16 protein-coding genes and 1 tRNA gene are annotated in these 18,171 nt (G+C 66.7%); 6 read left to right on the plus strand and 11 right to left on the minus strand.

The features are described 5' to 3' along the window. Positions 1-111 precede the first annotated feature (111 nt). Positions 112-1,023, minus strand: coding sequence for an oxygenase MpaB family protein (locus tag ACYR7D_RS06410; RefSeq protein ID WP_459548700.1), 912 nt, complete (start codon positions 1,021-1,023; stop codon positions 112-114). 869 nt (positions 1,024-1,892) lie between these two features. Between ACYR7D_RS06410 and ACYR7D_RS06415 the strand changes: the two genes are divergently transcribed. Beyond that, entirely contained in the window at positions 1,893-2,984 is a 1,092-nt protein-coding gene (locus tag ACYR7D_RS06415; RefSeq protein ID WP_459548701.1) for an ATP-binding cassette domain-containing protein, read from the plus strand. A gap of 23 nt (positions 2,985-3,007) precedes the next feature. Further along, a complete protein-coding gene (locus tag ACYR7D_RS06420; RefSeq protein ID WP_459550051.1) occupies positions 3,008-3,838 on the plus strand; it encodes an ABC transporter permease in 831 nt (276 codons plus the stop codon). Positions 3,839-3,844: 6 nt separating this feature from the next. On the opposite strand, the gene ACYR7D_RS06425 is transcribed toward ACYR7D_RS06420, so the two are convergent. Further along, on the minus strand, positions 3,845-4,054 hold the full coding sequence (locus ACYR7D_RS06425) for a hypothetical protein (RefSeq protein ID WP_459548702.1): 210 nt from the start codon (positions 4,052-4,054) through the stop codon (positions 3,845-3,847). Between the two features lie 193 nt (positions 4,055-4,247). Between ACYR7D_RS06425 and ACYR7D_RS06430 the strand changes: the two genes are divergently transcribed. After that, entirely contained in the window at positions 4,248-5,126 is an 879-nt protein-coding gene (locus ACYR7D_RS06430) for a rhomboid family intramembrane serine protease (RefSeq protein ID WP_459548703.1), read from the plus strand. An 8-nt stretch (positions 5,127-5,134) separates the two neighbouring features. Here ACYR7D_RS06430 and ACYR7D_RS06435 read toward each other — a convergent pair whose 3' ends face one another. Next, complete coding sequence (locus tag ACYR7D_RS06435) at positions 5,135-5,596, minus strand: PH domain-containing protein (protein ID WP_459548704.1); 462 nt, start codon at positions 5,594-5,596, stop codon at positions 5,135-5,137. A 91-nt stretch (positions 5,597-5,687) separates the two neighbouring features. Continuing rightward, a complete protein-coding gene (gene crgA, locus ACYR7D_RS06440) occupies positions 5,688-5,954 on the minus strand; it encodes a cell division protein CrgA (protein WP_459550052.1) in 267 nt (88 codons plus the stop codon). Positions 5,955-6,081: 127 nt separating this feature from the next. On the opposite strand from crgA, the gene ACYR7D_RS06445 reads away from it, so the two are divergent. Then, positions 6,082-6,726: an aminodeoxychorismate/anthranilate synthase component II gene (locus ACYR7D_RS06445; protein ID WP_459548705.1), complete on the plus strand. Its 645-nt coding sequence runs from the start codon at positions 6,082-6,084 to the stop codon at positions 6,724-6,726. 30 nt (positions 6,727-6,756) lie between these two features. On the opposite strand, the gene pknB is transcribed toward ACYR7D_RS06445, so the two are convergent. The 7 genes from pknB to ACYR7D_RS06480 form a co-directional block, all read right to left on the minus strand. Next, positions 6,757-8,661: a Stk1 family PASTA domain-containing Ser/Thr kinase gene (gene pknB, locus ACYR7D_RS06450; protein WP_459548706.1), complete on the minus strand. Its 1,905-nt coding sequence runs from the start codon at positions 8,659-8,661 to the stop codon at positions 6,757-6,759. Next, positions 8,658-10,151 (minus strand): protein kinase domain-containing protein, encoded by a 1,494-nt coding sequence (locus ACYR7D_RS06455; RefSeq protein ID WP_459548707.1) that lies wholly within the window; start codon positions 10,149-10,151, stop codon positions 8,658-8,660. Before ACYR7D_RS06455 ends, pknB begins: the two co-directional genes overlap by 4 nt. Before the next feature lie 37 nt (positions 10,152-10,188). Beyond that, positions 10,189-11,655, minus strand: coding sequence for a peptidoglycan D,D-transpeptidase FtsI family protein (locus ACYR7D_RS06460; protein ID WP_459548708.1), 1,467 nt, complete (start codon positions 11,653-11,655; stop codon positions 10,189-10,191). Then, complete coding sequence (locus ACYR7D_RS06465) at positions 11,652-13,127, minus strand: FtsW/RodA/SpoVE family cell cycle protein (protein WP_459548709.1); 1,476 nt, start codon at positions 13,125-13,127, stop codon at positions 11,652-11,654. Before ACYR7D_RS06465 ends, ACYR7D_RS06460 begins: the two co-directional genes overlap by 4 nt. Next, a complete protein-coding gene (locus ACYR7D_RS06470; RefSeq protein ID WP_459548710.1) occupies positions 13,127-14,614 on the minus strand; it encodes a PP2C family protein-serine/threonine phosphatase in 1,488 nt (495 codons plus the stop codon). Before ACYR7D_RS06470 ends, ACYR7D_RS06465 begins: the two co-directional genes overlap by 1 nt. Further along, positions 14,611-15,078 carry an FHA domain-containing protein FhaB/FipA gene (locus ACYR7D_RS06475; protein ID WP_459548711.1) on the minus strand — a complete coding sequence of 156 codons (468 nt, stop codon included), beginning with the start codon at positions 15,076-15,078 and terminating at the stop codon, positions 14,611-14,613. Before ACYR7D_RS06475 ends, ACYR7D_RS06470 begins: the two co-directional genes overlap by 4 nt. Positions 15,079-15,280: 202 nt before the next feature. After that, positions 15,281-16,621: a DUF3662 and FHA domain-containing protein gene (locus ACYR7D_RS06480; RefSeq protein WP_459548712.1), complete on the minus strand. Its 1,341-nt coding sequence runs from the start codon at positions 16,619-16,621 to the stop codon at positions 15,281-15,283. A gap of 249 nt (positions 16,622-16,870) precedes the next feature. Here ACYR7D_RS06480 and ACYR7D_RS06485 point away from each other — a divergent pair. Both ACYR7D_RS06485 and ACYR7D_RS06490 read left to right on the plus strand, forming a co-directional pair. Next, a tRNA-Leu gene (locus ACYR7D_RS06485) sits at positions 16,871-16,953 on the plus strand. Between the two features lie 151 nt (positions 16,954-17,104). Further along, positions 17,105-17,872 carry an SDR family NAD(P)-dependent oxidoreductase gene (locus ACYR7D_RS06490; RefSeq protein WP_459548713.1) on the plus strand — a complete coding sequence of 256 codons (768 nt, stop codon included), beginning with the start codon at positions 17,105-17,107 and terminating at the stop codon, positions 17,870-17,872. The last annotated feature ends 299 nt before the right edge of the window (positions 17,873-18,171 follow it).

Consider the following 18,171-nt stretch of genomic DNA (forward strand, 5'->3'; position numbering starts at 1 on the left):
CGGCTTGCGCCGGGAGCATTCGTGTTCGCACGTCGCGCGACGATACGTCGCCGGCCCCGGATCCACAGGACCCGGGGCCGGCGAGAAGTGTGAAAGCGGTATCCGGAGAGATCAGAGTGGCCGGGCGTCGATGACCTTGCGCAGCCGCGCTTTATCGCGTTCGAGCTTGCGGGCTTCGTAGGCGATCGGGAAGTAGCGCAACCGTTCCGGCAGCAGCGGCAGCAGCCGGGCGATGAACCAGCCGAGGATCCGCAGCTTGCGCTCGTCGGAATCGCTCCAGGTGAGACCCAGTTTCCGCCGTGCCGCCTCCGGGGTGGTGCCTACGGTGACGAAGTACTGCATCCGGCCCACCGGGCCGGTTACCGTCCGCCACAGCGGATGAAGGATTCGCGGCAACTGGGTCGGCGGCGCGATGGTCCGGATGACCTTCAGGTAGTCCTGCGCGGTCTGGGTGGCCTCCAGATGGTTCTCCACCTGCTCGGCGAAGAACTTCTCGAAGTCGGCGTAGGTGGCGGGGAGTTCCTTGGGCGGTACCGAGAAGTTCCGCATCAGCTGCAGGGCCTCGCTGTAGTACTCCTCTTTCTCGACCTCGGTGAGCGGCCGCTTGGCGAAGTATTTCGCGTTCTCGGCGAAGGCGAAGGTGCCGGTGTGCAGTACCCAGGCCCAGGGCCCGCTGGAGAGGGCGGTATGGCGTACGCCCTTGGCGTCGGTGGTGTTGAGGGTGGCATGCATCTTGCGCAACCGCTCGGTCTCACCGAGCGATTCCTCGCCCCCGTAGGTCCACATCATCACGGCGGACAGGCTGCGTACCGCGCGACCGACAGGGTCGGTGCGGAAGGTGGAGTGGGCATCCACCACCGCGGAGATGGTGGGCTCCATGGTCTGCAACAGGAATGCCGAGCCCGCGGTGAGGGAGAAAGTGATCAGGCCGGTTTCGTCCCAGGTCCGGGTGCCGGGGCCGAACGGGCGTCGCTCGGCCGGAGCTGGGGTGTCGCTGGCTGCGACGTCGACGGACGCGGTCATGCGGATCTCCCTTGATCTACTGCGTTGATCTGTTGAGACGATGATACTCCAAATATCTCACCATTGCGCTGGTATGCGGGCGCCGTGCGTTCCGCGGGCGCGAGCTGGTGAAGTCGATCGAATCCGAGTGACCTGTGCGACGGTACGGCCGATGGTGACCTGGGCCCGGATATGAGAGCGGGCCTCGGCGAAGGGGGGGAGTTAGCCGAGGCCCGCGTAAGGTCGGCCCGGGGGGGAGGGGCCGACGCGTTCGATCCTACGCGATATCCGTGGTTTGCGTGCACAAGGGGCTCGAGAGTTTCGAACTTTTTCTGGCGCAGGTCACAGGCTTGTGAGCATGCTTTCGTGGTGCCGTCTCCGGCTCGTGCGGATGCTTCGGAGCGGCCCTGCTGGACGCTCGAAACCCTTGCCGTCCATTGTTTTATGCCTTCGAAGAGCTGTCGGTACCGCATGGTCCGGGGCCGGTGCAACACCTGCGAGAGTCGCGACCGGCGAACCTGTCGGACCGTGCTGCCATCATGCCGCTATGCGCCGCGGCCATGAGTACCGGTACCTGCCCTCGGGCCCGCCGATCCGCGTATCGGCGTCCGCCGAGTCGAGTGCTCCGCCGCGCGCGGCTACATGGGCCGCCGGAGCGAGTTCCGGATCGGTGGCCCCGTGTACCGGCTCCCCGGGGCGCGGTCACGTCGGGCAACGGCCTTTCTCATCGCGGGCGGTCTTCGGGGAACCGGATAAATCGGATGAAAACCTCGGTCGCCGAGACGATACTGACTCGATATCGGCCGGTTGCCGAAAGCGCTCCGGGTCGGTGGCATGAGACCGCCGGCGAATACGAACTCGTCCCGACCGCTCCCCGAATCAGGAGAATCATGCCCGACGCAATAGTCGCCGAGGGTCTCGTCAAGAACTACGGCCGAAACGTACGTGCCCTCGACGGACTGGATCTCACGGTGCCTGAGGGCACCGTGACGGCCCTGCTCGGTCCCAACGGGGCCGGTAAGACCACCACCGTGCGGGTGCTGACCACCCTGCTGGTCCCCGATTCGGGCCGGGCGACCGTCGCCGGTATCGATGTGCTCGCCCACCCTCGCGCTCTTCGTTCCCGGATCGGCGCCTCGGGCCAGTACGCGGCGGTCGACGAATACCTCACCGGCTTCGAGAATCTCGAGATGGTCGGCCGGCTCTACCACATGGGCACGCGACGCAGTAAAGAGCGCGCACGGGAGCTGCTGGAGCGCTTCCGGCTCAGCGATGCCGCCGATCGCCCCGTCCGGGGCTACTCCGGCGGTATGCGTCGTCGGCTCGACCTGGCCGGAGCGCTCGTGGCCGATCCTCCCGTGCTGTTCCTGGACGAACCCACCACCGGCCTGGACCCACGCGCCCGACTGGACCTCTGGGACGTTATCGAGGAGTTGGTCGCCGGGGGGACCACCCTGTTGCTCACCACCCAATACATGGAAGAGGCCGACCGACTGGCGGATGCGATCGCCGTGATCGACCGGGGGCAGGTGATCGCTCGGGGGACCGCGGACGAACTGAAAACCCTCGTCGGCGGTGACCGGATCGAACTGACCGTGGATCACGCCGACAATCTCGCGGTGGCACAGCAGGCCCTGGCCGTACTCGCGGACGGCGATATCCATCTGGAACCCGGATTGCGCCGGATGGTGGTACCGGTACGGGACGGCTCCCAGGCATTGGTAACCGCCATCGGCCGACTGACCGACCACGGCGTGAAGATCAACGATATCGGGTTGCGGCGTCCCTCCCTCGACGACGTCTTCCTCACTCTGACCGGCCACGAGGCCGAGATCCCGGTGAACGGTGCGACGGAACCGGAGAGCCGGGATCCCGACTCGACACGGGATCCCACCGGGGCGCCGGAGCCGGCGGACCACCCCGGGCCCGATGGGGTGCGAAAGACGGAAGAACTCGAGGCAATGGAAGGAAGAGACCGATGACCGCGGTGGCAGCGGCCGAGGACATGCGGGAGAACATCGCCTTGGCCGAACGAATTTCCATGGTGGTCAGCGATAGCCTGACCGTTACCAAGCGCAATGTCATCAAGATCAAGCGGGTGCCCGATGTACTGATCTTCAGCACGCTCTCGCCGATCATGTTCGTGCTCTTGTTCGCTTATGTCTTCGGGACCGCGATCGACATACCGGGGCTCGAAGGCGGTTACCGCGAGTTCATCGTCGCGGGCATCTTCGTACAGACCGTGGTGTTCGGCTCCACATTCACCGGTCTCAGCCTCGCCGAGGATATGCAGAAGGGCATCATCGACCGGTTCCGGTCCCTGCCGATGGCCCCGTCCTCGGTACTCGTCGGGCGCACGGTCAGCGACGTGGTGATCAATGTGGTCAGCCTGGTGGTCATGTCACTGACCGGGTTGGTGGTCGGCTGGCGTATCCGGGGGTCGTTGTTCGACGCGATGCTCGCCTATGCCCTGCTGTTGCTGTTCGCCTACGCGATCTCCTGGATCATGGCGGTGGTCGGCCTGATCGTGCGCACCCCGGAGGTGTTCAACAATGCCAGTTTCATGGTGATCTTCCCGCTCACCTTCCTGGCCAACACCTTCGTGCCGATGGACGACCTGCCCACCCCGCTGCGGGTGTTCGCCGAATGGAACCCGGTATCCGCACTCACCCAGGCCACTCGCGAACTGTTCGGCAACACCGCGCCGATCGCCGACGGTTCGACGGCCTGGTCGATGCAGCACCCGGTGGCGGCCACCTTGATCTGGGTGGTGTTGATCCTGGCCGCCTTCGTACCGCTGGCGCTGCGCCAGTACCGCAGGACCGTCAGCCGCTGAGACCGCTCAGCCCTCGGCGTCGGCGGGGGTGCCGGTCTCCGGTGCCGCGCTGCTGTTCCGGGAATACCCGATCCGGGGCGGCGCGGCGGCCGGCTCGGGAGGTTGCGGACGCTTACTACGCGCCAGCCACGCCGCACCGCCCGCCGCCGCCACCCCGGCGACGGCCAGCAAGCGATAGCGGGAACGACCGGATTGACGCGGTGGCCTCGAGCTCATGGTTCAACTCTGGCACAGCGCGCCGGATAACGCAGATCGCCAGCTCAGCGCGTTCTTCCGGGCGTGGAGTGGGTCACCGGCGCGTCACGGCCGCGCGTCGCTCGTGGCACGATGGGCTGGTGAGTACGACACGCCGTACCCGGCAGGCAGCGCGCCGTGAGCTCGTCCGACCACCGACCACACGGGCCATGCGATGAACCCGCAGCAACCTTCGCCGCCGGCCCCGGTATGTGTTCGGCACACCGACCGTCCCACCGGTCTCTCCTGCACCCGGTGTGGCCGACCGGCCTGCCCGGAATGTCTGCGTCCGGCCTCGGTCGGCCAGCACTGCGTCGACTGCTTGCGTGCCGGCCAGCGCGATACCCCGAAGGTGCGGACGGTGTCGGGATCGGTGGCGGGCCGAAGCTCCGTCCCGGTCGTCACCTACACCTTGATCGTCCTCAATGTGCTGGTCTACGCCATCACCGCGGCGCAGTCGGGCAGTGTGATGGAAAACGAGCGCGCTTCCGCGTTGTTCGTCGACTGGGTGATGTATCCGCCGGCGGTCGCCGCCGGTGAGTGGTGGCGGATACTCGGATCGGGATTCCTGCACTACGGGCTGATCCATCTGCTGCTGAACATGTTCGCGCTCTACATCGTGGGCCGGGATATCGAACTGGTCCTCGGCCGGGCCCGCTACTTGGCCGTTTACCTGATCTCGCTGCTCGGTGGATCGGCGGCGGTGATGCTACTGGCCCAGAACAGCCTCACCGCCGGGGCATCGGGCGCGGTGTACGGGTTGTTCGGCGCCATCACGGTGATCCTCATCCGGTTGCGGCAGAATCCGAACAGCATGTTGATCCTGATCGGTATCAACGTCTTCATCAGCTTCTCGTTGCCCGGTATCTCACTCTGGGGGCATCTCGGCGGGCTCGCCGCCGGAACCCTGGCCACCCTCGGCATCCTGTTCCTACCGGCCTGGGCCCGGGTCCGTACGCCGGAAAAGGCGCGGCTGGTGGGTGTGGTCGCGCTCGCGGCTCTGGCCGTGGTGATAGTGGTGCTCACAGCGCTGGCGGCGGTATCGCTGCGCTGAGGAAGCGCTCAGCGAGCGGCCTCGCCGCGCAGGCGCAGTTCCTTGCGCAGGGTTTCGTAGACCTCTTCCGGGCTGGTGCCGAGATCCCAGCGGCCGAAGATGAACAGTCGTTCGTTGCCGAGGTGATCCACATCGATCTCCAACATCGGCGATTTACGTCCCAGCCGCCGGTAGCCGACCACTCGCACGCGCAGTATCCGGCTCCGGCTGTACTCGGTGACACCGGTGAGCGTGCGTAGTACCAGCAGCGGCTCGTCACCGGGTATCACCGCGAGCCTGGGTCGCTGCCGGACGCCCAGTGCGGCCAGTCCGAGCAGCACCACCGCCGCCACCGCGAGCAGGAATTTCCCGGGTGCCTCGGTGGTCGCTACGGCGGCGGCCGCGAGTACCACCCCGCCGATACCGACCGCGATCAGCGCGGGCAACGGGGTTGTCCAGGTCAGGCGTGGTTCCGTGCTTTCGTGCGGCACGCTGTGTCGTCCCCCTCTGTCCAAAGGTTATCCACAGGTTTATCCACAGGTGTGCATTAATTACACCCATGTAAGCCTCGGACCAGCGGAGCTAGCGCCACCGCATCGTCATGATCAGACCCACAACCATCAGCCCGAACCCGATGAGGAAGTTCCAGGCGTTGAGCTCACTCATCCAGCTGATCTGATCGGCCGCGAGGTAGTAGACCAGCAGCCATACCAGCCCGGCCAGCATGAAGCCCAGCATGATGGTGACGTACCACACCGGTGAGGGACCGGCTGCCTTCACCTTCACCGGTGTCCTGCTGGCGGGATTGATCGTGTAGTCGGTCTTCTTCCGGACCTTCGACTTGGGCATGGTGTCCTCGTGTTCAGCGTGCAGGTCGTATTCCCAGGCTATCCCACCAGGTAATCGTTTCGATGCCCAGCGGCCGAACCGCGGACCGGACACGACGGTACGGCCGCCGAGCACGTAATCTTTGTGCATGCGTGTTCTGGTCGTCGACAACTACGACAGCTTCGTGTTCAACCTGGTCCAGTATCTGGGCCAGCTGGGCGTCGAGGCCGTCGTCTGGCGCAACGACGATCCACAACTGGCCGATCCGGCGGCTGTGGCCGGTGAGTTCGACGGCATCCTCATCAGCCCCGGGCCCGGTACGCCGGACCGCGCGGGCGCCAGTATCGACCTCGTCCGGGCGTGTGCCGACCGCACCACCCCGCTACTGGGCGTATGCCTCGGGCATCAGGCCATCGGCGCCGCGTTCGGCGCGACGGTCACCCGGGCTCCCGAACTTCTGCACGGCAAGACCAGCTCGGTATTCCATATCGGGGCCGGGGTCCTGGCCGGGCTACCCGATCCGTTCACGGCCACCCGGTACCACTCGCTCACCGTGCTGGAAACCACGCTGCCGCCGGAGTTCGACGTCATCGGCCGCACCGAGAGCGGGATCGTCATGGCCCTGCGCCATCATGAACTCCCGATTCACGGCGTGCAGTTCCACCCCGAATCCGTACTCACCCAGGGCGGCCACCGGATGCTGGCGAACTGGCTGGAAATTTGTGGGGAACGGCCCGCGGAGGGGCTGGTGGAGATGCTGGAGGCGGAAGTCGCCGCCTTGACGCTGCAGTGACGGTGCTGCCGGGCCGGGCCCGGCAGCACCTCAGGGCGGCCCCAAGGGCAGCACGCCGGTGTTGATGGTCACCATGGTGGAGGAAGGAACCGTTGTTCCCGCGGAGGGCTGCTGGCTGAGCACCTTGCCGGCCTGATCGGAGTTCAGCGTGATCTGAGTGATCTGGCGGACCTGATTGACGCTGCCCTGCCAGCCGCTTTCGCGCAGTTTGTCCACGACCTCCCCCGGGGTGAGACCCACCAGGTTCGGCATGGCCATCCGATCGCTCTGCGCGACCTGGACCGTGATGGTGGAGCCCTTGTCGGCCATGGAGCCGCCGGGCGGGTCGGTGGCGAGCACCTCGCCGCGCGGCCGAGCCGACTGCACCTGTTCGATCACGATCTTGAACCCGGCGCCCTCCAGGTTCGGCTGCGCCACGTCGATCGACTGACCCACCACGTCCAGTACCCGCACCTGCTCCGGACCCGAACCGAGGGTGAGCGTGATCTGGCTGCCCGCGTCCATCTTGATACCGGGCGAGGGGTCCTGACCGATCACCTTGTCCTTGTCCTGAGTGCTGGACGGTTCCCGTTTGACCTCCGGATTCAGTTGCAGACCCACATCGCTGAGCTTCTGCGCGGCCTCCTGCTGACTCATACCGGTGAGCCGAGGGATCGGTACCTGCTGCGGTCCGGTGGATACCTGCAGCGTGATGGTGCTGCCCTCGTCGGCACGGGAACCACCGAGCGGCTGGGTGGCGATGACATTGCCGGCCGCTACCTTGCCGTCGGGCTTCTCCTGGATGGCCACATCGAAACCGAGGGAATCGAGTTGCTGCTCCGCCTCGCCGGCGGAGACGTCCGACAGGTCCGGCACGGCGACCTGATCCGGCCTGCTACCCGGGCCGAGCCACCAGAACAGGCCGAAGGCCACGGCGACCACCGCGACCACGGCCGCCGAGATATAGGCGAGCCGGCGGGAGCCGCCGGAGCCGTGGCCGTAGTCGTCGAGATCTTCGTCGTCGTCCATCCGGTGATAACCCTGGGCAGAGCCCTGGGCCGGGCCGAGCATGGTGGTCCGGTCCTCGTCGGTCATCACCATCGGCGCGCCGGGTTTCTGCCCGCCCAGTACCCGGATGAGATCCGCGCGCATCTCCGCCGCGCTCTGATAGCGGTTGGCGGGATTCTTGGCCATCGCCTCCAGCACGACCGAATCCAGCTCCCGCGGGACTCCTTCGTGGACGAGCGAGGGAAGCCGCGGATCCTCCCGGACGTGCTGATAGGCCACCGCGACCGGAGAGTCGCCGGTGAACGGTGGCTCCCCGGTGAGGATCTCGAACAGGACACAGCCGACGGAGTAGACATCCGAGCGCGCGTCCACTGTCTCGCCACGGGCCTGCTCGGGCGACAGATACTGGGCCGTACCGATAACGGCCGCGGTCGCGGTCATCGGGTTGGCGGCATCGGCGATCGCACGCGCGATACCGAAATCCATCACCTTCACCGCGCCCGCTCGGTTGATCATGATGTTGGCGGGCTTCATATCGCGGTGCACGATTCCGGCCTTGTGACTGAAATCGAGTGCCGCGCAGACATCGGCGACGACCTCCATCGCCCGGCGCGGTGGCAGCGGCCCCTCGTTGCGCACGATATCGCGCAGCGTATCGCCGTCCACGTACTCCATCACGATGAAGGGCAGCGGTCCGCCATCGACCTGGGCTTCACCGGTGTCGTACACCGCGACGATCGCGGGATGGTTCAGCGCCGCCGCGTTCTGCGCTTCTCGTTTGAAGCGCAGGTAGAAGGTGGGGTCGCGGGCCAGATCGGCGCGCAGCACCTTGATCGCCACATCGCGGTTCAGCCGGAGGTCACGTGCCTTGTGGACCTCCGACATTCCGCCGAACCCGATGATCTCGCCCAGCTCGTAGCGAGAGGAGAGATTCTTCGGGGTCGTCATCGCTGTCCTTGCGAATCGTCGTCCGGCCCGCCGAAGGGAGGACGGGTGCCGACGCTGGGGATCTCGGGCAACTCGGGGAATTCGACCGACGGAATCCTACGGCCGGTGGTCGTCGTCTCCTCACTGGCACTCGATTCGGTGGTGCTCGGCTGCGTGGTGGATTCCGGCGTCGTGGTCGGCGATGGCGTCGTCGTCGTGGCGGAGGGCGGCTGGGTGGTCGTGGTGGGGGCCGGTGGCTGGGTGGTGGTGTACTGCTCGGTGGTCGTCCAGACCGGAGGTTCGGTCACCTCGTAGGTGGTGGTGACCGGGGCCGGGGCCGGGCGCGTGGTCTGCACGGTCGAGGAGACCACGGGGGTGGTCCCTTCCGGGTTGGTGTCGCCGCCGAACAACAGCCAGAGCACCGCCCCACCGAGCACCAGCGCGCCGACACCCAGACCGATCATCCATTTCTGGTTCTTGTTGATACCACCGCCGGTCTCGTCGGGGTAATCGGCCGGCTCGGGTTCGCGCACACCGCGGTCCATGGCGGTGGCCGGTCCGGCCATCGCCGCGGGCGGGGTGTTGTACCGCATGGTCGCGCCCTCGTCGAAGCCCGGTTGCGGGGCCGGGATCACGCTGGTGGGCCCGGCCGCCGCCAGGTTGCGCGGGGGCGGTGGCCGGCGACCGGAGCGCACCGCGGCGACCGCGTCGGCGAACTCGCCGCCGTCCGCGTAGCGCTGCGACGGATCCTTGGCCAGGGTGATCTCAACCAGTTCACGGACGTTGGGCGGAAGGTCCGCCGGCATCGGCGGCGGGACCTCACGCACATGCTTCATCGCCACGGTGAGGGCGCCGTCACCGGTGAACGGCCGCTGGCCGGCGAGGGCCTCGTAGCCCACCACACCGAGCGAGTAGACATCACTGGCCGAAGTGGCGTCCTCGCCGACCGCCTGCTCCGGCGCGATGTACTGCGCGGTGCCCATGACCATGCCGGTTTTGGTGACGGGGGAGGCATCGACCGCCTTGGCGATACCGAAGTCGGTGATCTTCACCTGCCCGGTGGGGGTGACCAGGATGTTTCCCGGTTTCACGTCCCGATGCACCACACCCGCCACATGGGCGACCTGCAATGCCCGGCCGGTCTGCTCCAGCAGGTCCAGGCCCTGGGCCACGGACAGCCGCCCGAGCCGGTTCAGCACCGTGTTGAGCGGTTCGCCCTGGACCAGTTCCATCACCAGGTAGGCCGTCTCGCCGCCCTGCGGGTCATAGGTTTCGCCGTAGTCGTAGATACCCGCGATACCGGAGTGGTTCAGTTGCGCGGTGGTCTTGGCCTCGGTGCGGAACCGGTGCCGGAACGTCGGATCCGCCGAGAACTCGGATTTGAGTACCTTGACCGCGACCCGCCGGTCCAGCCGCGTGTCCAGGGCTTCCCAGACCTGGCCCATCCCACCGGTGGCGATAAGTCGCTGCAGCCGGTACCGGTCCGCGATCATCGCGCCGTTGTTCAGCATCGGGTTCCCCGCAGATTCACTCGCACATCCATCTCGTTCAGCGACCTCGCAGACCTGCGTCCAGTACCGCCCGGGCGACCGGCGCGGCGACCGAGCCGCCCGTTGCCGCCAGTGCCCGGTCACCGCCGTTTTCCACGATGACCGCGATAGCGATCTTCGGGTTCTCCGCGGGAGCGAACGCGATGTACCAGGCGTGCGGTGGCGTATTGCGCGGATCGGTACCGTGCTCGGCCGTACCGGTCTTGGAAGCGATCCGATAGGACGATCCGTTGCTGCCCGCGGTGTTCTCCTCGGAGGCGATCATCAGGTCGGTCAGCGTAGACGCTACCTCGGCGCTCACGGCCTGCCCGACCGAGACCGGTTCGGTGGTGGACAACTCGCTCAGATCCGGGCTCTGCAGTTGGTCGACCAGATACGGTTCCATCCGTACTCCACCGTTGGCCACGGTCGCGGCTATCACCGCGTTGTCGAGCGGAGTGAGCGCCACATCACGCTGGCCGATACTGCTCTGGGCGAGTGCGGCGTCGTCCGGGATATTGCCCACTGTGCTCTCGGCGACCGGCAGGGGGATATCCCGGTGCGGCCCGATCCCGAAGGCGGCCGCCTCGTCTTCCAGCGCCGCCGCACCCACATCCACGCCGAGCTCGACGAAGGCGGTGTTGCAGGATCGCCGGAACGCCTCGTGCAGAGTAGCGGTGGGGCCGGAGCCACAGTTGGAGCCGTTGTAGTTCTCCAGCGTCGTACTGGTGCCCGGCAGCGTGATGTTCGGTGCCGCGGTGAACTGGGTCTGCGGGGTGGCGACGCCGTTGGACAGGGCCGCAGCCGTGACGACGACCTTGAAGGTGGAGCCCGGTGGGTAGGTCTGCGAAATCGCCCGGTTGAGCATCGGCTGGCTCTCGTCGCTGCTCAGGTTCTCCCAGGCCTCGGTGCCCTGGGCGCCGTCGTGCCCGGACAGCAGGTTCGGGTCGTAACTGGGCGTGGAGACCATGGTGAGGATCTTGCCGGTACTGGGTTCGAGGGCCACCACCGAGCCGGTGTATCCCTTGCTCGTGAGCTGCTCGTAGGCGACCTGTTGCATAACCGGGTCGATGGTGGTGACGACATTGCCGCCGCGCGGGTCGCGACCGGAGATCAGGTCCACCAGCCGGCTGCCGAACAGTTGGCTGTCGGAACCGTTGAGCACCGGGTCCTCGGCACGTTCGAGTCCGGTGCTGCCGTACTGCATCGAGTAGAAGCCGGTGACCGGCGCATAGGCGGCCGGGTCGGTCGGGTAGACCCGCAGGTACTTGTAGCGGTCGTCGGTGGTGATCGAACTGGCCAGCACGGCACCACCGGCGGAGATCTGACCGCGCTGACGGGAGTATTCGTCGAGCAGCACCCGCGAGTTGCGCGGGTCGGCGCGGTAGTCGTCGGCCTTGATGACCTGGATATAGGTGGCGTTGAGCAGCAGGGCCACGATCATCACCATGACCGCCATGGCCACCCGGCGCAGCGGTGTGTTCATCGCTGACCCCCTTGCCGTCGCGACACCATCACTGTCTGTGCCTCCGCCAACGGCGCCGGTGCCGGTTCGCGGCGCCGGGCCGGGGCCGGCTCCCGGGCCGCGTCGGAAATTTTGATCAGCAGGGCGAGCAGGGCGTAGTTCGCCAACAGCGAGGAGCCGCCGTAGGAGACGAAGGGCGTGGTCAGGCCGGTGAGCGGGATCAGTTTGGTGACGCCGCCGACCACCACGAAGATCTGGATGGCGATGGTGAACGACAATCCGGCCGCGAGCAGTTTGCCGAAACTGTCGCGAATGGCCAGCGCGGTACGCATCCCGCGCAGGATCAGCATCAGGAACAGGATCAGGATCGCGGTCAGCCCGATCAGGCCGAGTTCTTCGCCGATGGTGGTGACGATGAAGTCGGTTTTGGCGAACGGTACCTGCGAGGGCCGGCCGCTGCCCAGGCCGGTGCCCGCCAGGCCCCCGGTGGCGAGGCCGAACAGCGACTGCACGATCTGGTAGCCGGTGTTGTTGTAGTCGTCGAAGGGATGCAGCCAGGTCTCGACCCGTACCCGGACATGCCCGAACAACTGGTAGGCGAATACGAAGCCGAGCGCCAGCAACCCACCGCCGATGAGCAGCCAGCCCACCCGTTCGGTGGCTATGTAGAGCATGACCAGCACGGTGCCGAAGATCAGCAGCGAGGTACCGAGATCCTTCTCGAAGACCAGCACACCGATGCATACGATCCACACCGCGAGGATCGGGCCCAGGTCCCGCGCGCGGGGGAATTCCATGCCGAGGACATGCCGCCCGGCCGCGGTGAACAGCTCCCGCTTGGACACCAGCACCGAGGCGAAGAAGATGATCAGCAGGATTTTGGCGAACTCACCGGGCTGCAGGCTGAAACCCGGCAACCGAATCCAGATCTTGGCGCCGTTGACCTCGGAGAACGCGCTGGGCAACAGGGCCGGTATCGCCAGGGCGACCAAACCGACCAGGCCGAGTGTGTAGGCGTATCGGGCCAGTGTGCGGTAGTCGCGCAGCACCAGCAGGATGGTGACGAACAGCACGATACCGAACGCCGTCCACAGGATCTGCGAGTTGGCGTCGGGGGAGGGGATCTCCCAGGAGTTGTAGGCCGCGGTCTCCTGATCGGCGAGATCGAGGCGGTGGATGAGCACCAGGCCGATCCCGTTGAGCAGGGCCACGATGGGCAGCAACAGCGGGTCGGTATAGGGCGCGAACCGCCGCACCGCCAGGTGCGCTACGGCGAACAGACCCAGGTATGCCAGACCGTACTTCGCGATATCCCAGGTCAGCGATTGTTCTTGGCTCGCTTCCACCAGGAAGAGCGCTGCCGTGGTGATGAAAGCGGCGAACCCCAGCAGCAGTAGCTCGGTATTGCGCCGCGTCGTGGGCGGCGGCGCCGCAGCGAAACCGCCCGGGGGGCTGGGAAAAGCCCCGGCGGACGGTGGTGCCGGTGCGGACATCAGTCCGTCACCCGGCAGTTCTCCCCAGCGATCTGGGGCGCGGCGGGGGTGGTCGGCGCGGGAGCGGTGGTCGTCGGCGCGGGCGGGGCAGGGGTGTCCCCGTTCGGCGCCGGCGCCGGGGCGGGGGCCTGATCGGCCGGCGCGGGCGGCGCATCGGCCGGTGCGGGCGGCGGCACCGGTGCGGGGGTGGTGGTGACCACACCCGGCTGAGCCGCGGAAGCGTTCTTCTTGCACACCGGCAGCAGCTCGCGGTCGGCCAGTACGGCCATCTGCTCCTCGGCCTTGGCGAGGGTGCCGGGTGGCAGACCGCGCTCGACCTGGTCACGTCCGGTCTGCTCGAGGTCGCTGACCTTCAGTTCCCGGCAGCCGACCGGCAGAGCCGCACCACTGTCGACCAGGCTGAGCTCACCCTTGACGGTTACGCAGCCGACCCGGTTCACCTCGTGGATGGAGTAGCCGAGGACGGATCCGGGCAATCCCTGCATGATCACGACGCTGTCGTTGTCCGCGCCCACGTAGTAGTTGGAACGGATCATCTTGTAGCCGACGACCAAACCGATCCCCGTCGCCAGCACCAGCGCCACGGCGAGCAGGACCCAGCGCAGCTTGTGGGATTTCTTCGGCGGCGGCTCGGGTTCCCCCGCCGCGCGGCGGGGGGCCGCGGCCGGCGGGCGCATGGCGGCGGCGCGGCCCGCCGCGGTATTCGGTGGCGGGTTGTCCTCGGCTTCGCCGGAGGCGGCACCCGCGACGATCGGATGGCTCTGGCCGTAATCGAGGTCGATCACATCGGCGACGACGACGGTGACATTGTCCGGGCCACCGCTGCGCAGGGCCAGCTCGATGAGCCGGTCGGCGCATTCGTCGGTGCTACCCTCACGCATGGTGTTCGCGATGGTCTCGTCGCTCACCACATCGGAAAGACCGTCCGAGCACAGCAGGTACCGGTCACCGGCGCGGGCCTCGCGCATGACCAGGGTCGGCTCGATCTCGTTACCGGTGAGCGCGCGCATGATCAGCGACCGCTGCGGGTGGCTGTGTGCCTGCTCCGGTGTGATCCGGCCCTCGTCCACCAGGGATTGGACGAATGTGTCGTCCCGGGTGATCTGCGTCAGTTCGCCGTCCCGCAGGAGGTAGGCACGGGAATCGCCGATATGGACCATGCCGAGCTTCTTGCCCGCGAACAGGATGGCGGTGAGCGTGGTGCCCATACCGTCCAGCTCGGGCTCTTCCTCGACCTGTTCGGCGATCGCGGAGTTGCCGGCGTGGGTGGCGCGGTTCAGCTTGCCCAGCAGATCTTCGCCGGGCTCGTCGTCGTCGAGATGCGCCAGAGCGGCGATCATCAGCTGTGATGCCACTTCACCGGCGGCGTGCCCGCCCATGCCGTCGGCAAGGGCCAGCAGGCGTGCGCCCGCGTAGACGGAATCTTCGTTGTTGGCGCGGACGAGGCCGCGGTCGCTGCGCGCTGCGTAGCGGAGAACAAGTGTCACGATCGGAGCTCGATCACTGTCTTGCCGACCCGGACCGGTGTGCCGAGCGGGACGCGGACTGCGGTGGTGACTTTGGCGCGATCGAGGTAGGTACCGTTCGTCGAGCCGAGGTCTTCGACGTACCAGTCGTCACCGCGTAGGGACAGCCGGGCATGCCGAGTGGAGGCGTAATCATCGGTGAGCACCAGCGTGGAATCGTCCGCACGGCCGATCAGCACCGGTTGGGTACCGAGCGTTATGCGGGTACCGGCGAGAGAACCTTGAGTCACCACAAGATATTTGGCGCCCTTCTGGCCCCGGCGTATGGACGGCAGCACCGTGGAACCACCCGGTCCGCGGTTCTGCAGCCGTATGCCGGAGGCCGCGTAGATATCACTGCGCAGTGTTCGCAGGATTGCCCACACGAACAACCACAGCAGCAGGAGGAACCCGGCACGGGTCAATTGCAGAATCAGTCCCTGCACGGTGCTCCACCTCCTCTTCGACCGTGTGTCGGTGCCGTAGGTGTGGTGCGACCCACCCCACTGCAGTGCTCGTCGCGGCGGCCCGTGGTGCGGTACCGCCCGTGTGTTGGCACATCATAGGACCGTCGGACGAGACCGATCACGATAAGACCGCCCCATTATGCGAGAGCCGCCTCGTGATCCGCACGGCGAGCCTACGGCATCAGACGATACGGATGAGGATCTCGGAGTGCCCGGCACGAATCACGTCACCGTCGGCAAGCTGCCAATCCTGCACCGGAGAGCCGTTCACGAGGGTCCCGTTGGTGGAGCCGAGATCGGAGAGCATCGCGGTCTGCCCGTCCCAGCGCACCTCGATATGGCGTCGGGAGACACCGGTATCGGGCAGCCGGAAATGCGCATCCTGGCCGCGGCCGATGATATTGCTGCCTTCCCGCAGCTGGTAGGTCCGGCCGCTGCCGTCGTCGAGGGCGAGGGTCGCGGAGAAGCCGGGACCGCCGGCGGGTGCGTACCCGGCCGGACCGTAGCCGCCCTGTGCCCCGTAGCCGGCTTGCTGCGGCTGGCCCTGCGGATAGGCCTGCCCCTGTCCCCCCTGCTGGGCATAGCCCTGCTGGTCGTAGCCGCCCTGCTGGTCATAACCCTGGTCGTAGCCGGGCTGGGCGTAGCCCTGGTCGTATCCGGGTTGGGCGTAGCCCTGCTGGTCGTAGCCCTGGTCGTAGCCGGGCTGGGCGTAACCCTGGTCGTAGCCGCCCTGCTGTCCCTGGTAGCCCTGGTCGTATCCGGGTTGGGCGTAGCCCTGCTGGTCGTAGCCCTGGTCGTAGCCGGGCTGGGCGTAACCCTGGTCGTAGCCGCCCTGCTGGGCGTAGCCCTGCTGCCCGCCGTAGCCCTGCTGGTCGTAGCTGGCGCCGCCCTGCTGGTAGTCGTAGCCGTTCTGGTAGTCCTGGCCGCCGCCGTAGGGCGCGCCGGGACCGTAGTCCTCGGGGTACGCGCCGTTCTGCGGCCCGCGTCCCACGGGTCCGGGAGCGTACCCGCGATTACGTGGATCGGACTCCGCGTGCTCACGGCTCGGGTCGTAGCCAGAGTTCTGCGTCATGGGGCCAGCTCCTGGTTGCGGGTTAGCGGGTCGTTGTAGCGGTTCGGGACGATGAGCCGGGGTGGCTCCACGGCCCGCGTCGGGATCGACACGGCCGCTCGTCCTGAACATTCCGGTGTGCAGCGTAGGTGATGCCTCGAAGACCACGTGTACTTCGCCGTACGTCTGCCACCCTTGCTCACGGATGTAATCCTGCAGATGTTTGGCGAAGGCGCGGGTCGTGAGGTCGTGATCGGCGTCGAGCTGCCGGTGGTCCGACGAGTTGATCGTGATCACATAGCTGTTGGGCGCGAGCAGATGCCCACCGCCGAGGTCCTGGACCCTGTCGGCGGCCTCACGCTGCAGCGCTGCCTCGACCTCCTGTGGAACGACGTTCCCGCCGAAGGCTCTGGCGAAGACGTCACCGACGGCGCCCTGTAGGCGGCGTTCGAATCTCGAGACGAACCCCATCCCGGGCCCTCCCTTCGGTGAGTCTCTCCTCATTCTTTACGACGACACGCCAGTACGGCGTGTCGCTCTACGAGCACGTTCTCTGCATGATATCCACGATCGGCTACACCTGTAACTACCGAAACGATGCCGGAGTTCCCGTGAAGGCCGGACGGGGCGGCGAGTCCCGGTCAGCGGGCGCCCGGTAGAGCCGCGACCATACGATTTCGCCTCTCGGTCGTGTCCGTGCTACTGTCTTTTCCGTCGCTCGGGCGAGTGGCGGAATGGCAGACGCGCTGGCTTCAGGTGCCAGTGTCCTTCGGGACGTGGGGGTTCAAGTCCCCCTTCGCCCACTGTGGAGAAGCCGTGGATCGTATTCGATCCACGGCTTCTTCTATTTCTGGAGCACTTCTACCATCCTGTTAGTAGAACGTGTTTCAGTAAGTGGGTCGAAAATCGCTGGAACCCGTTGACTCCTGATGCGAACCTGTTCTAATTCTTGCCATGCGCAGATATGAAGGCCGTCGAGTGCTGGTGACAGGTGCGGGTTCGGGTATCGGCCAGGGCGTGGCCCTGCGGCTGCTGGACGAAGGTGCCCGGCTCGTCGCCGCCGATATCAACGAGGCAGGCCTGGCCGGCACGGTGGAGAAAGCCGGCGATGTCGAGGGCCGGCTCGATACGGTGCGGGTGGACATCGCCGATATCGAATCCGTGCGCGCGGCCGCGGCGGCCGCGGTGGGAAATCTGGGCGGGCTGGATGTGCTCGTCAACTGTGCGGGCATCCTGAAACCCGCCCGCACCCACGAAATGCCTCTGGACGCCTGGAACCGCATCATCACGGTCAATCTCACCGGCACCTTCCTGATGACCCAGGCGGTACTGCCGGCGCTGCTCGAATCCGGTCGCGGAGTAGTGGTGAACCTCTCCTCGACGTCGGCTTTCCAGGCCGCTCCCTATCTCGCGGCGTACGCCGCCTCGAAGGGCGGCGTGGCGTCGTTCACCCATGCGATCGGACTGGAATACGCGAAGCAGGGATTGCGCGCGGTCAATATCGTGCCGGCGGGTATCACCAGCGGTATCACCACCGAATCCATCATGGAGCAGCCCGAGGGGGCCGACGGCAGCCTGTTCGCCCGGCTGACCGGCTGGCTCGACGGGGGCGCGCTGGGGTCTCCGGAGGATATCGCCGGGGTGGTGGCGATGGTGGCTTCCGAGGACGGCCGCTACATCACCGGTACGGAGATCCGCGTCGACGGCGGCGCGCTCATGTGACCTCCGGTTGCGGTAGGGCCGGAGTGGTGGTCGCGGTGCGACCGGTTCTCCGGCCTTTGTCATGTCCCCGGCCTGGCGTGGACGGTGGACCGGGGCGTTCGTGTGTGTGCGGCGCGTAAACCATGCGGAATGCACTCTGTATGCCTGAATGAGACCAAGGTCACACCACTGATTTTCGGTTGCGGCTGTGCTGCTGAGGGTTACCTCAGTAGGTGGCCGGGGTGACCTGTTTCACGCCTCGGTATGTGTTTGGTTAACTGTCTCCGGGTACCACCCTGCGGGGCATTCGGGGGGATGTC

The sequence above is a fragment of the Nocardia sp. X0981 genome (genome assembly GCF_977089955.1).

Excerpts from the sequence above, each read along its gene's own strand:
- ACYR7D_RS06425 (WP_459548702.1), bottom strand. The coding sequence starts at position 4,054 with ATGAGCTCGAGGCCACCGCGTCAATCCGGTCGTTCCCGCTATCGCTTG.
- ACYR7D_RS06455 (WP_459548707.1), bottom strand. The coding sequence starts at position 10,151 with ATGCTGAACAACGGCGCGATGATCGCGGACCGGTACCGGCTGCAGCGA.
- crgA (WP_459550052.1), bottom strand. The coding sequence starts at position 5,954 with ATGCCCAAGTCGAAGGTCCGGAAGAAGACCGACTACACGATCAATCCC.
- ACYR7D_RS06430 (WP_459548703.1), top strand. The coding sequence starts at position 4,248 with ATGAACCCGCAGCAACCTTCGCCGCCGGCCCCGGTATGTGTTCGGCAC.
- ACYR7D_RS06415 (WP_459548701.1), top strand. The coding sequence starts at position 1,893 with ATGCCCGACGCAATAGTCGCCGAGGGTCTCGTCAAGAACTACGGCCGA.
- pknB (WP_459548706.1), bottom strand. The coding sequence starts at position 8,661 with ATGACGACCCCGAAGAATCTCTCCTCTCGCTACGAGCTGGGCGAGATC.
- ACYR7D_RS06465 (WP_459548709.1), bottom strand. The coding sequence starts at position 13,127 with ATGTCCGCACCGGCACCACCGTCCGCCGGGGCTTTTCCCAGCCCCCCG.
- ACYR7D_RS06490 (WP_459548713.1), top strand. The coding sequence starts at position 17,105 with ATGCGCAGATATGAAGGCCGTCGAGTGCTGGTGACAGGTGCGGGTTCG.
- ACYR7D_RS06410 (WP_459548700.1), bottom strand. The coding sequence starts at position 1,023 with ATGACCGCGTCCGTCGACGTCGCAGCCAGCGACACCCCAGCTCCGGCC.
- ACYR7D_RS06445 (WP_459548705.1), top strand. The coding sequence starts at position 6,082 with ATGCGTGTTCTGGTCGTCGACAACTACGACAGCTTCGTGTTCAACCTG.
- ACYR7D_RS06480 (WP_459548712.1), bottom strand. The coding sequence starts at position 16,621 with ATGGGGTTCGTCTCGAGATTCGAACGCCGCCTACAGGGCGCCGTCGGT.
- ACYR7D_RS06420 (WP_459550051.1), top strand. The coding sequence starts at position 3,008 with ATGCGGGAGAACATCGCCTTGGCCGAACGAATTTCCATGGTGGTCAGC.
- ACYR7D_RS06460 (WP_459548708.1), bottom strand. The coding sequence starts at position 11,655 with ATGAACACACCGCTGCGCCGGGTGGCCATGGCGGTCATGGTGATGATC.